At 46.0% G+C, this 14,464-nt stretch carries 9 protein-coding genes; 2 read left to right on the top strand and 7 right to left on the bottom strand.

The features are described 5' to 3' along the window. Positions 1 to 59 precede the first annotated feature (59 nt). Entirely contained in the window at positions 60 to 6,251 is a 6,192-nt protein-coding gene (locus OO774_RS08725) for a Calx-beta domain-containing protein (RefSeq protein ID WP_264901610.1), read from the top strand. A 63-nt stretch (positions 6,252 to 6,314) separates the two neighbouring features. Here OO774_RS08725 and OO774_RS08720 read toward each other — a convergent pair whose 3' ends face one another. After that, complete coding sequence (locus OO774_RS08720; RefSeq protein ID WP_264901608.1) at positions 6,315 to 7,508, bottom strand: class I SAM-dependent methyltransferase; 1,194 nt, start codon at positions 7,506 to 7,508, stop codon at positions 6,315 to 6,317. Positions 7,509 to 7,783: 275 nt separating this feature from the next. On the opposite strand from OO774_RS08720, the gene yccX reads away from it, so the two are divergent. Beyond that, positions 7,784 to 8,056: an acylphosphatase gene (gene yccX / locus OO774_RS08715; RefSeq protein WP_014231913.1), complete on the top strand. Its 273-nt coding sequence runs from the start codon at positions 7,784 to 7,786 to the stop codon at positions 8,054 to 8,056. Here the strand turns inward: yccX and OO774_RS08710 are convergent, their stop codons facing one another. The 6 genes from OO774_RS08710 to OO774_RS08685 all read right to left on the bottom strand — a co-directional run bounded on the left by OO774_RS08710 (position 8,057) and on the right by OO774_RS08685 (position 14,147). Next, the gene (locus OO774_RS08710) at positions 8,057 to 8,386 is read right to left on the bottom strand and encodes a TusE/DsrC/DsvC family sulfur relay protein (RefSeq protein ID WP_065299691.1); all 330 of its coding nucleotides are present in this window, start codon (positions 8,384 to 8,386) and stop codon (positions 8,057 to 8,059) included. 514 nt (positions 8,387 to 8,900) lie between these two features. After that, positions 8,901 to 9,563, bottom strand: a complete 663-nt coding sequence (locus OO774_RS08705; protein WP_264901605.1) for a Bax inhibitor-1/YccA family protein — start codon at positions 9,561 to 9,563, stop codon at positions 8,901 to 8,903. Positions 9,564 to 9,815: 252 nt separating this feature from the next. After that, positions 9,816 to 10,565: an amino acid ABC transporter ATP-binding protein gene (locus OO774_RS08700; protein WP_176293138.1), complete on the bottom strand. Its 750-nt coding sequence runs from the start codon at positions 10,563 to 10,565 to the stop codon at positions 9,816 to 9,818. Positions 10,566 to 10,588: 23 nt separating this feature from the next. Then, the gene (locus OO774_RS08695; protein ID WP_264901602.1) at positions 10,589 to 11,686 is read right to left on the bottom strand and encodes an amino acid ABC transporter permease; all 1,098 of its coding nucleotides are present in this window, start codon (positions 11,684 to 11,686) and stop codon (positions 10,589 to 10,591) included. Position 11,687: 1 nt separating this feature from the next. Continuing rightward, positions 11,688 to 12,893 (bottom strand): amino acid ABC transporter permease, encoded by a 1,206-nt coding sequence (locus tag OO774_RS08690; protein ID WP_264901600.1) that lies wholly within the window; start codon positions 12,891 to 12,893, stop codon positions 11,688 to 11,690. Between the two features lie 225 nt (positions 12,894 to 13,118). Beyond that, a complete protein-coding gene (locus OO774_RS08685; protein WP_264901598.1) occupies positions 13,119 to 14,147 on the bottom strand; it encodes an amino acid ABC transporter substrate-binding protein in 1,029 nt (342 codons plus the stop codon). Positions 14,148 to 14,464: the final 317 nt, after the last annotated feature.

The raw sequence follows: 14,464 nt of genomic DNA, 5'->3' as shown, positions 1-14,464 counted from the left end.
TAGTCGTAAATTAAAAGGTGACAAACTTTTGGAATAGTTTGAATTGGGGCGAGGTAGGTATGGATCGAGTAACTTTGAGCGCTTTAGTGGGCAACATAGTGGTGATCGGGCTTGATGGAAATGTAAGGACCCTTGCAGAAGGAGAGTCCCCAAAGCCTGGTGAATTAATAATCGAAGAAATTTCAGATACTTCTGAGCTGGTTGTTGAGCAAGTCACTCCGCAAGGTAGCTCGATCAATGTAACGGATGATATTACCGACCTGATAGAAGCAATAGCACAAGGACAGGACCCGACTCAACTAGGAGAAGAGTTTGATACCGCAGCTGGTGAAGCGAATGGCTCTAGCCCTCAAACAACTGGGGCGATTAACCGAACTGGCGCTGAGACATTAGCCAGCACTAACTTTGAGACAGTTGGGATAAGCGGAACTGGATTCTCGAGTACACAGCTTCAGACCCTGTTTGATATCTTCCAACCTCAAACGCCAGAACCAACCGATACTCCAACCCCAGCGAAGGTGGTCGCTCAAGATATATCTAGCCCTACCGTTAACGAAGGCGAGCAGGTTACTTTTGAAGTCACTTTAGATCAGCCAACCGAAGAAATAACTAACATTGAATTGTCATTGGACGATGGCTCCGCGGTCGGCGGTTCTGCTGGAGAAGAGGGCACTGACTACGTAAATTCAACGGTACTCGTTACGTTGTCAGATGGAACGACTCAGGAAGTTGAGGTCAATGACGACGGCACGTTTACCATTTCTCTCCCAATCGGAGAGCAGTCATTCACCGTGAGCTTGGATACTCTAAGTAATGATGTTTATGAAGGCCCAGAAACCTTTACCTTGACCGGTACTACCGAAAACCAATCAACGCCGGTTTCGGGCGTTGCGACTGTTTTAGATGATCGACCAATTGTGTCGATTTCCGATGTGGGCAACGTTGATGAAGGCAGCACGGCCACTTTTACCGTGACGCTAAGCAATGCGTCGAAAGACACCGTACAGGTGCAACTGGCGTTAAATCCAGGAGACACTGAAGCGGATGATCTTGGCACCTTGGAATACAACACTGGTTCAGGCTGGGTGAGTGTACCGGAGGATGGCATTGTTACCGTGCCAGCGGGCATGACTGAGTTTGATGTACGCGTTGAAACCACGCCTGATGATGTGTACGAGGGACCGGAAGATTTCAGCGTTACCGTCACTGGTTTAGACGCAGTTCAGGGTGAAGATACGGGACAAGCAACCATCGTGGACGATGGAACCCTTACAGATGACGACCGCCCAACGGTTTCGATTGAGGGCGGCGGTATAGTGGATGAAGGTAATGTCGCCGAGTTTACGGTAACGTTGAGCCATGAGTCGGAAGACGATGTGCAAGTTAAGCTTACGCTGGAGCACGTAGACACCGAAGCCGATGACTTAGGCAACCTTGAATACTTAGACGTGGCTGATAACAGCTGGAAAGTTGTTCCGAATGACGGAGTGGTGACCGTTGGAGCAGGAGAGACAGAAATAGCGCTGCGTATTCAGACTGAGCCGGATGAGGTCTACGAAGGTCCAGAAGCGTTCAGTGTCAGTGTGACCGGTTTAGATCCTGTGCAAGGTGAAGATGCTGCGACAGCGACGATTGTGGACGATGGCACCCTTACAGATGACGACCGCCCAACGGTTTCGATTGAGGGCGGCGGTATAGTGGATGAAGGTAATGTCGCCGAGTTTACGGTAACGTTGAGCCATGAGTCGGAAGACGATGTGCAAGTTAAGCTTACGCTGGAGCACGTAGACACCGAAGCCGATGACTTAGGCAACCTTGAATACTTGGACGTGCAGGATAACAGCTGGAAAGTGGTTCCGCCTGATGGTGTGGTGACCATTTATGCGAATCAGACGGACTTAGCGCTGCGTATCCAAACTGAGCCGGATGAGGTCTACGAAGGTCCGGAAGAATTCAGTGTGAGTGTGGAAGGCATAGAGCCAGTACAAGGCGACGATTCTGCGGCGACAACGATTGTGGATGATGGCACTTTAATCGATGATGACCGTCCAACGGTCTCGATTGAAGGTGATGATCTTGTGGATGAAGGTAACATTGCCGAGTTTACGGTGACGCTGAGCCACAAATCAGACGTTGATGTGCAAGTGAAGCTTCAACTTAATCATGTCGACACCGAAGCGGATGATTTAGGCAACCTTGAATACTTGGACGTGCAGGATAACAGCTGGAAAGTGGTTCCGCCTGATGGTGTGGTGACCATTTATGCGAATCAGACGGACTTAGCGCTGCGTATTCAAACTGAGCCGGATGAGGTCTACGAAGGTCCAGAAGCGTTCAGTGTCAGTGTGACCGGTTTAGATCCTGTGCAAGGTGAAGATGCTGCGACAGCGACGATTGTGGACGATGGCACCCTTACAGATGACGACCGCCCAACGGTTTCGATTGAGGGCGGCGGTATAGTGGATGAAGGTAATGTCGCCGAGTTTACGGTAACGTTGAGCCATGAGTCGGAAGACGATGTGCAAGTTAAGCTTACGCTGGAGCACATAGACACCGAAGCCGATGACTTAGGCAACCTTGAATACTTAGACGTGGCTGATAACAGCTGGAAAGTGGTTCCGCCTGATGGTGTGGTGACCATTTATGCGAATCAGACGGACTTAGCGCTGCGTATTCAGACTGAGCCGGATGAGGTCTACGAAGGTCCAGAAGCGTTCAGTGTCAGTGTGACCGGTTTAGATCCTGTGCAAGGTGAAGATGCTGCGACAGCGACGATTGTGGACGATGGCACCCTTACAGATGACGACCGCCCAACGGTTTCGATTGAGGGCGGCGGTATAGTGGATGAAGGTAATGTCGCCGAGTTTACGGTAACGTTGAGCCATGAGTCGGAAGACGATGTGCAAGTTAAGCTTACGCTGGAGCACATAGACACCGAAGCCGATGACTTAGGCAACCTTGAATACTTGGACGTGCAGGATAACAGCTGGAAAGTGGTTCCGCCTGATGGTGTGGTGACCATTTATGCGAATCAGACGGACTTAGCGCTGCGTATCCAAACTGAGCCGGATGAGGTCTACGAAGGTCCGGAAGAATTCAGTGTGAGTGTGGAAGGCATAGAGCCAGTACAAGGCGACGATTCTGCGGCGACAACGATTGTGGATGATGGCACTTTAATCGATGATGACCGTCCAACGGTCTCGATTGAAGGTGATGATCTTGTGGATGAAGGTAACATTGCCGAGTTTACGGTGACGCTGAGCCACAAATCAGACGTTGATGTGCAAGTGAAGCTTCAACTTAATCATGTCGACACCGAAGCGGATGATTTAGGCAACCTTGAATACTTGGACGTGCAGGATAACAGCTGGAAAGTGATTCCGCCTGATGGTGTGGTGACCATTTATGCGAATCAGACGGACTTAGCGCTGCGTATCCAAACTGAGCCGGATGAGGTCTACGAAGGTCCGGAAGAATTCAGTGTGAGTGTGGAAGGCATAGAGCCAGTACAAGGCGACGATTCTGCGGCGACAACGATTGTGGATGATGGCACTTTAATCGATGATGACCGTCCAACGGTCTCGATTGAAGGTGATGATCTTGTGGATGAAGGTAACATTGCCGAGTTTACGGTGACGCTGAGCCACAAATCAGACGTTGATGTGCAAGTGAAGCTTCAACTTAATCATGTCGACACCGAAGCGGATGATTTAGGCAACCTTGAATACTTGGACGTGCAGGATAACAGCTGGAAAGTGGTTCCGCCTGATGGTGTGGTGACCATTTATGCGAATCAGACGGACTTAGCGCTGCGTATTCAAACTGAGCCGGATGAGGTCTACGAAGGTCCGGAAGAATTCAGTGTGAGTGTGGAAGGCATAGAGCCAGTGCAAGGCGACGATTCTGCGGCGACAACGATTGTGGACGACGATACTCCGCCTTCGATTTCTAATATTATTAATGCGGTTGTTTCAGAAGAAGGGCTTTCGTTCGCTAACCCTGATAATAAACCGAATACGGTTCCAGCCACTGATACGACAAATTCAGCTAGCTTTACCGGTTCATTTACTGTTGCAGATCCAGATACGGCCGACGTCTCCGTTGTTCTTTCTGCCCCAAGCACGCTTACCTCAGGAGGAGAAGTGGTGAGTTGGGTATGGGATAACAGTACACAAACGCTTACGGGTTCAACAGGGCCAGAAGCATCGGATGTTGTTGCTACCGTTGTGTTAACTGAACCATCAAACTCCGGGCAAGGTACATGGGATTACACCGTAACTTTGCATAAACCACTGGATCATCCGCAAAATGATCAGGAAGACATCATCAGCTTCGATCTGGGTATTTCCGTTAGTGATGGTCAAACAACCACAACTGAAAGCCTCAACATCGTTATTGAAGATGACTCACCTTATGCAGAAGCCGTGGTTGAAAATGTCAACGCAACGCAAACCAACGGGACAAATGTACAGCTTGTGCTAGACGTATCCGGCTCAATGAACCGAGATTCTGTCACGGGTTCTTATAATAATGTCGAGACTTCACGGCTAGATGTACTGAAAAGTGCTGCGATTGCCTTGTTACTTGAATATCAACTACTTGGTGAAACCAAAGTGCAAATCACGCTCTTTGATAGTAACGCCAATATACTCACAGAAAACGGCATTTTATCGGCAGATAATTCGTTACCAAATGATTTGGCCTCGATATGGATGGACATTGATCAAGCTATAGCACTGATTAACGGTTTAACTGCTGACGGCAATACTGACTACGATGATGCAGTACGTTTGGCTGGGGACGATGCAATCTGGGGGAATGCTGAGGTGATTGAAAACGCCAATAATGTCAGCTATTTCTTATCTGATGGTGCGCCTAACCCAAGTACTGGACAAATTAACTCAGTGGAACAAGGAGAGTGGGAATCACAGCTCGAAAAACATGATGTAACAGCACTGGCGTATGGCGTTGGTACTGGCACATCTACCGAATACTTGGAACCCGTCGCTTACGATGCCACCAGAGAGGTAGGAAAACAAATAGACCCTGTTGTTGTAGAGGATATTAGTACCTTGCCTGCGGTACTGATCCAATCGATTGTCGCTCCAATCACTGGTGTGCTAGGCACCGATGCGGTCGGTGCTAGTTCGTCATTATTTGGCGCGGATGGTGGTTATGTGGCTTCGGTTAACTATGGAGGCTCTACTGGTATCACAGTTACATTTGATGGTACGACGATTACCGTAGATGACTCCTCAAACAGTACTGGTGTCACCACGATAGTCGACAATGTTGAGAATCGCGTAACATTTGTCATGGATGAGAAAAACTCTTTGGTTCTTGATCTCAACACCGGTGAATATACGTTCTTTGCCTCTTCTATCACAACCGAAACACAGTTTGATTTTGATTATGTGTTAACCGATTTAGATGGGGATAAAGTGGCAGAAACCGTCACGTTTGAGCTCGAACCGAACTCTGTTCAGGCAATTGATGATATCGCGTCTACGCCTGAAGGAACTCCAGTTCTTGTTGACGTATTATCCAATGATACGAGTGGCGGTAATGGTGAGACATTAATGCTTGCTGACGCAGTGGTCGACCCAAGTCAAGGACAGGTTTTGATAGTCGATAACCAAATTGTGTTCGTCCCGTCTAACAACCTAGATGATGGGGATAGTGTGCGAATCTCTTATCGAACTGAATCATCGAATGGTGATTTCGATATCGGTGCGCTTAACGTGTCAATTACGGCGAGTACGGGTAATGCCACAGGTGTCGGTAGTGATTCTGATGATGTACTCGTCGGTACTGCAAATGCTGACATATTACTCGGTGGAGCAGGAGACGATACGCTATCTGGAGATGCAGGCGATGATATCATTGTTGGTGGCCTTGGCTCTGATATTCTCACTGGCGGAGCAGACAGCGATGTTTTTGTATGGACTCAAATGGAGACTGCTGTCGATGAGGTCACGGACTTTAACGCTGCTGAAGGCGATAAACTCGAGTTCAGAGATCTGTTTGATGACATGTCCGGCTCTGATATCTCCACACTTTTGGATGATTTCGAATCGGGTGATTACAATGGCCAAGTTGATGATGTTACGCTCTCCGTAACTGAGCTAAACGGAAACTCTACACTGACTATCAACAAAGGTGGGCAGCAATTAGAGGTCAATTTTGATGGCGCATCTGCTGCAGATATCGCAAATAGCTTGATTAGTAATCTCGAGCAGTTCAGAGAGTAGATGGAGTTAAGTTTTAAAAAACGGAGCGAGAGCTCCGTTTTTTATTTGATATTTGAATGAGGTCTAAAGCACCTTACAAGCGAAGCCTTTCAGATAGAAACCTTCTGGGTAGGCCGTGTCAGTTGGGTGGTCTGCCGCTTGTTCAAAACGCTCAACAAACTTAACTTGGCGATTCGCATCAACTGCCGCATCCGCGATGATTTTTTGGAATAGGACTTGGTCCATTAAGCCAGAGCAAGAGTAAGTAAGCAGAGTGCCACCAGGCTTTAGGATTTGCATCGCTAGCATGTTGATGTCTTTATAACCGCGACATGCACCATTAAGTTGCGCTTTGCTCTCGGCGAACTTTGGTGGGTCCATAATCACCACATCAAATTTAGTACCTTGATCGCGGTACTCACGCAGCAACTTAAACACGTCTGCATTGAGGAAAACAGCGCGCTTCTTAGAAATGTCGAACTCGTTCAGTTCGGCGTTAAATTTTGCCGTGTCCAGAGCTGGCTGAGAAACGTCCGCATTGATAACACGCTTTGCTCCACCTTTAAGTGCATAAAGACCAAAGCCGCCAGTGTAAGAGAAGCAGTTTAGGACTTCTTTATCCTTCATGTATTTCATCGCTTGCTGACGACTGTCGCGTTGGTCCAGGTAGAAACCCGTTTTGTGACCACCAATGATATCCACACTGATTTTGACGCCGTTCTCTTCGATTACCACCGATTTTGGTGGCTCTTCACCGTGTAAAACGCCTGTCGTTTCTTTCAAGCCTTCTTTTTTACGCACGGCAACGTCAGACCGCTCGTAAACGTTACAGTCAGGGAAACATTCAACAAGCGCGTCTACGATTGCCTGTTTATTGTACTCAGCGCCAGCACTTAATAACTGACAGACGAAGAAGTTCTGGTAACGGTCAATAGTGACGCCTGGTAAGCCATCAGACTCAGCCGCGATTAAGCGGTAGCCGGTTAGCTCATCACGATCAATCACATCTTCACGTAGAAGCTGTGCATCTTTAAAACGTTTGACGAAAAACGCTTTGTTGATGTCTTGTTTTTCAAAGCTCCAAATACGAGCACGGATTTGAGATTCCGGCGAATACGCTGCTTTTGCTAACCATTTTCCGTCGTGAGTGAATACATCAACCGTTTCGCCAAGAACGGGTTCGCCCTCAACTTTATTGATGCCTCGAGAGAAGATCCATGGGTGCTTACGCTTAACCGATTTCTCACGACCTTTAACCAAATAGATAGCAGCTGTCATTTCTTTAGCTCTTGTTGAATTTTGAAAGGGGCGTATTGTCCGGGATGTTGCTGGCAAAAGCAATAACCATTGGGAATCAGTTGGTTTTATTGAGAGTTACGGCGTCACGCTTGGGTTTGTTACTTAAAATCAAGCCCACTTTATTTGAAATTTAGGTGAATGAGAGACTTATCAATCCCGCCTGTCGGATTTTCTTCCATAATTGATTTAGAACCCGCTACGCTTATTGAAGGCTCGATGGGTCTGCAATAACCATTATAAGAAGCGAAATAACGATGAATCTAAAGTGTGAAAAGTATGTAGTAAAAGGTCTTGTTCAAGGGGTTGGGTTTCGGTATCAAACCTCACATCAGGGGTTGAAGCTAGGTTTGACTGGCTACGCTAAAAATCTAAACAATGGTGATGTAGAAGTGGTTGCCTGCGGCACTGAGACGCAAATTGATGAGTTTACTGAGTGGTTGAAAGAGGGGCCACGGACGGCAACTGTCGAAAGCGTATCGCATGAGAACGCGTCTTATAAACCATACCGCGGCTTCAAAATTTTATGATTAAAGGCATTTCGCTGGTTTCGGGAGTCCAGCCAGTTTGGTCGCTTGTTTTGCAGGGCCTTTTTTGAATAGCTTAAACAGGTATTTGCTGTTGCCTTTTTCTGGCCCGTGCGCTTTTTCCATCGCCTTAACCAACATTCTTACTGCTGGGGAGGTGTTGAACTCTTCATAAAAGTCGCGAACAAAGTGGACGACTTCTAAGTGCGCGTCGGTTAGCTCAATGCCTTCTTCTTCTGCCAATAACTCAATCATACCTTCTTCCCATTGAGTATGGTCCAACAAGTAACCCTGAGCATCGGTTTCAATTTCTTTGCCGTTATAAACGAACATAACCTTCTATCCGTTAAGTAATCTTTGATGTTTATAGATTAGCGTACAGGTGTGGAACTTCTCAACTAAATAATCTCACCATGCGTTCAAGCGGAGTAAAAGCAACCAAATTATGACGTAGGTTGTTTTTATTTGTTTATTCAGAAATTTAGCTATTCATTCACTGTGTTAGAAAATCTTCGTAGGGCAAACAAAGAGATTTGCATGGATATGCAATAATGGCTGTTTTTTGTTGAGGTTGGGTGAGTAATACCAATCCGGAAAATTAACCCGTCATGGAACAGGGCACGATAAACAAACTCTATTTGCCATGGATGGCAAATCGAAGCCCCATGGATGGGTTCATGCGTGTTTGTGTTCGATGCCTGTTTTCTGGTTCTCTATCATTAAGTATGACCACTTTCTTACTTATGTTGGTATGAAAAATAGTGCAGGTGCAATAGCAAGCTGTGAGCAAACAAAAAGCCCGAAGGGGTTAACCTTCGGGCTTTTGAGCTCTATTCAATCTGACGGATTAGTCGTCGTTCATGATGCCTAGAATGCTTAGTAGGCTGATGAAGATGTTGTAGATTGATACGTACAGCGTAACTGTTGCAGAGATGTAGTTTGTTTCACCGCCACGGATGATGCCTTGAGTGGTCATCAGAATCGCCATGGTTGAGAAAACGATGAACAAGCTGCTCATTGCAAGATGCAGAATCGTTGATTGAATGAAGATGCTCGCGATCATACCGACGACAAGTACAACAAACAGAGACAACATCAGACCGCCCATCATAGATAGGTCACGTCTAGTGGTTAATGCGTATGCTGACGCCGCCATAAACGATAGCGCTGTACCACCCAAAGCGGTAAGCACCACATCACCCATACCTGCACCGATGTACATGTTTAGGATTGGACCAATTGTGTAACCAAGGAAACCTGTGAACAGGAATGTGAACACCAGACCAAGGCTGTTGTTGCGGTTTTTCTCTGTTAGGAAAAGAAGGCCATAGAAACCAACCAGCATCAGGATAAGACCTGGGCGTGGTAGGTTATACGCCATCGATACGCCAGCAACAACGGCTGACCACAATAGAGTCATTGAAAGTAGGGCGTAAGTATTACGCAATACTTTGTTGGTTTGCAGAGCACTTTCTTGTGTAGAAGTGCGGGTAAACATTGGACTGTTCATATTCTTCCTCGATAAGAGACTTTCTTTTAAGTACATTTATGGGGTTGAAAGTTCAAAAAATCAAGCCCTAACCATGTATCGCTATGACAAAATAATAATAGAAATAAGGCGTTATGTATGCGAGAACTTGTAACACAATATTACTGCCAGAAATAGCAAACTCGACTACGTTACCATAACTGACTACGAATTGAAAAAGGCACCGTTCCTATTGAAATCAGTGCCTTTTTTGAGTGTCTCTAGCGCAAAATATTAATGGTGTAAAATTTGCGATAGGAAGTTTTGCGTACGATCAGATTGCGGGTTCTCGAAGAAATCTTTCGGATTATTTTCTTCGATGATTTCACCGGCATCCATAAAGATCACCCGGTCTGCCACTTCTTTCGCAAAACCCATCTCGTGCGTTACACACAACATGGTCATGCCTTCTTCTGCCAGTTCCACCATAACATCCAGCACCTCACGTACCATCTCTGGGTCGAGTGCTGACGTTGGTTCGTCAAACAACATTACTTTTGGATTCATGCACAAAGAACGAGCGATTGCCACACGTTGTTGCTGACCACCTGAAAGCTGACCCGGGTATTTATCCGCTTGGTCAGGGATCTTAACGCGCTCAAGATACTTCATCGCAATGGCTTCTGCTTCGTCTTTAGGCATTTTCTTAACCCAAATCGGAGCAAGTGTGCAGTTTTCCAACACGGTCAGGTGAGGGAACAGGTTGAAATGCTGAAAACACATGCCAACTTCACGACGAACCGCTTCGATGTTTTTCAAGTCTTCCGTCAGTTCGGTTCCTGAAACGAAGATTTCACCTGCCTGATGCTCTTCCAATCGGTTAATACAGCGAATCATGGTCGATTTTCCTGAACCAGAAGGCCCACAGATAACGATCTTTTCACCTTTTTTCACGTTTAAGTTGATGTTTTTCAGTACGTGAAACTCACCGTACCACTTGTTCATGTCCTTCAACTGGATCATATAGTTTTGTTGTTGCGTCATAATACGTCCTTGATCTTAATGAGTTATCGTTTGTGACCGGTATGAAGTTTGTTTTCGAGCCATATCGAATAACGAGACATGCCGAAACAAAATACCCAAAACACTAACGCGACAAATACATAACTTTCCGTCGCAAAGCCGAGCCATTCTGGGTCGGTGTTTGCGGATTGCCCAATACCCAGTACATCAAACATACCGATGATCAGTACCAGGCTGGTATCTTTAAACAGGCCGATGAAGGTATTCACGATAGAAGGAATCGTGATTTTCAGAGCCTGCGGTAAAATAATTAACCCTGTTTTCTTCCAGTAGCTTAATCCAAGCGCATCTGCTGCTTCGTATTGCCCTTTTGGAATCGCTTGTAAACCACCACGAATCACTTCTGCCATATAGGCTGCGGCAAACATCACCACACCGATGAGTGCACGGATGAGTTTATCTGTCTCCGAACCTTCAGACATAAACAGTGGCAACATGACCGACGCCATGAATAAGACGGTGATTAGCGGTACACCACGCCAAACTTCGATGTAGACAGTACACATACTGCGGATAATTGGCATCTCGGAGCGTCGACCTAGTGCTAAAACCACACCAATTGGTAACGAGACAACAATACCCACAAGCGCGATGATTAAGGTAACAAGTAATCCACCCCATTTATGTGTGTCAACCACCTCCAGACCAAATACGCCACCGTAAAGAAGACCTGCTACAAGGAATGGATAAACGTTGACTAAAAATAGCCAGATCCACATACGTTTTGGTGTCTTCTCATAGGCAACAAGCGCAGTCAGGATGGCGAGTGAGATATAAAACAGGCGAGGGCGCCACAGTTCAGCCTCAGGATAGAAGCCATACATGAACTGATCCCAACGTACGCTGATGAATACCCAACACGCGCCTTCTCGGCTACATGCATCACGTGTTGTTCCTACCCAATCCGCGTTGATGAACGCCCAATCGACGATGTTCCACAAAGCAGTAAATGCTAAGTAGGCGAGAATAATGGTAACAATAGAGTTTACTGGTCCATTAAACAGGTTTTTACGCATCCAACCTACCGCACCGACCGTGTTTGATGGCGGTGGGAGATCAGGCTGAAATTGATGTGTACTCATATTATCTCTCCACCAGTGCTACTTTACGGTTGTACAGGTTCATTAACGCAGAAGTAATCAAACTTAACGCTAAGTACACGCCCATTGTCATCGCGATGATCTCAATGGCTTGGCCCGTTTGGTTTAGGGTCGTGCCAGCAAACACAGACACAAGATCCGGATAGCCGATAGCCATTGCCAATGAAGAGTTTTTGGTTAAGTTCAAATATTGACTGGTTAATGGAGGAATAATGATTCGCAGCGCTTGAGGAATAACCACGAGCTTTAGTGTTTTGGTTCTTGGTAGGCCTAACGACATTGCAGCTTCGGTTTGACCATGGCTAACAGCGTTAATACCAGAACGTACGATCTCGGCGATAAATGTTGCGGTGTAAACACTTAGTGCAATCAGAAGCGCTGCAAGCTCAGGAATAATGCTGATGCCGCCTTGGAAGTTAAAGCCTTTCAGAGCCGGGTATTCCAGAGAGATAGGCATACCAACAAGGAAATAAACGACCAAAGGTAAGCCAACGACTAATCCTAAAGCAATTCGTCCCATCGGAGTTTGCTGGCCGGTCAGGCGCTGTTTGTTCTTCGCCCAAATAGAGATGGAGATAGTCGCAACGAGCCCGACAATAAACGCGGCGATAACAACACTACTGCCGTTTTCCAATATTGGAGCAGGAAGGTAGAGTCCTCGAACGTTTAAGAAGATAGCTTCGCCAAGGCTGATACTTTGTCTTGCTGAAGGCAATGCCTGCAAAACGGCGAAATACCAAAAGAAGATTTGTAGAAGAAGAGGGATATTTCGAAATGTCTCAATATATACCGCTGCTAAGCGGCTAACTAACCAGTTAGAAGATAGACGAGCAACACCCATGGTGAAACCAATTACAGTAGCCAGGATAATACCTAACACTGAAACTAGTGCGGTGTTTAGTAAACCAATGACAAAAGTTCTGCCATAAGAGTAGGTTTCGTTATATTCAATCAGCGTAAGCCCAATACCGAAGCCTGCTTCCTGATCAAGAAAATCAAAACCCGTAGCGATACCTCGGGCATCTAAGTTATTTAGCGCGTTGTTGATGATGGTGTAAAAGAAAAATACCAATGCAGCTACAGCAATGATCTGAAAAAGAGCGGAACGAAAAGCAGGGTTATAAATTAGGCTTTTACTTCCACTTGGTTTGGACATCGTACTTAGCGATGCGTCTTTAATCGGTTCCATACAGCGTTAACCTCAAACCTTAGTTATAGTTATCATTCTGTATGAGCAAGGGGTGTTACTGGCAGGTAAATCTGGTGCTCCGGCAATCATAGATCGTAAGCGTTGCTTTGCCGATAAAAATCCATGTTTACAACTAACTCAGCTAACACCAGCGATTGAGTTTCCTTACTCATCCAGATTATAGATACGAAAAAGGGCGGCTAAACCGCCCTGATTTTCTCGCTTCTATCGGATTGGTGACGCGTACATGAAGCCACCTTCGTTCCATAGTGCGTTAACACCACGAGAAATATCGAGAGGCGAACCCTTACCTACTGTGCGCTCAAAGCTTTCACCGTAGTTACCCACTTGTTTAACGATTTGGTAGCCCCAATCGTCACGGATACCTAAGCCTTTACCTTGAGGGCCGTCTACACCAAGGATACGTTTGATGTTTGGATCTTCAGATTTCAACATCTCATCCGCATTCTTAGAAGTGATGCCGTACTCTTCCGCATTAATCATTGCGGATAGTGTCCATTTAGCAATATTAAACCACTGGTCATCACCCTGACGTACAACAGGACCGAGAGGCTCTTTTGAAATGATTTCAGGAAGAACGGCTGCTGATGAAGGGTCTTGAAGGTTCAAACGCAGCGCGTAAAGGCCAGATTGGTCTGTGGTTAACACGTCACAACGGCCCGAGTCGAAACCTTTTGAAGTTTGCGCCGCTGTATCAAATACGACAGGCTTGTAGCTCATACTGTTGTTACGGAAGTAATCCGCGAGGTTAAGCTCAGTAGTCGTGCCTGATTGAACACAAACAGACGCGCCGTCAAGTTCTTTTGCACTTGATAAGCCAAGCTCTTTTTTCACCATGAAGCCTTGACCGTCGTAGTAGTTAACACCGACGAAGTTTAGGCCAAGGGCGGTGTCGCGGTGTAGTGTCCAAGTAGTGTTACGTGAAAGAACATCAATTTCACCAGATTGGAGTGCAGTGAAGCGTTCTTTGGCGGTTAGAGGAACGTACTTAACTTTCGTTTTGTCCCCAAGAACGGCTGCAGCCATTGCTTGGCAATATTCTACGTCGATACCTTCCCATTCACCTTTTGAGTTTGGGTTTGAGAAACCTGGAAGACCAGTACTTACACCACAAGTAAGAAAACCTTGTTTTGTTACTTTGTCCAAAGTAGAGTCTGCAGCTTGAGCTGATGTTGCCATCATTGCAGTAGAAGCCGCTACGACGGAAGCAAGAATTGTTAGTTTATTTGCCATTTGTGTCCTTCCTGTATGATCCATGTTAAATCAATGTAACTTAAAGTTAGCGTGTCCAATTTTGTGTTGTGTTGTGTCCTACGTGATTGATTTTCGAGGAAACGGTAATCGAGTAATCAATCAAATCTAAGCTTAGAAAAGGATCTGTGAATTCTCAAATATATAATTTAAATGGAATTTTAAGAGAACCTACAAAATTCCTCAGGTTTTAGAATGACGAAATGTTAATTGTTTGTAAATAGTGCAACTGGTGATCAAGTTGGTGCATCAGAATATTCAACGAACAAGTAGGCGCAAATAGAGAATAAAACGTCGTT

It is taken from the genome of Vibrio sp. STUT-A11, from assembly GCF_026000435.1.
Classification (GTDB): domain Bacteria; phylum Pseudomonadota; class Gammaproteobacteria; order Enterobacterales; family Vibrionaceae; genus Vibrio.
This window is presented reverse-complemented; position numbering and strand designations above follow the sequence as displayed.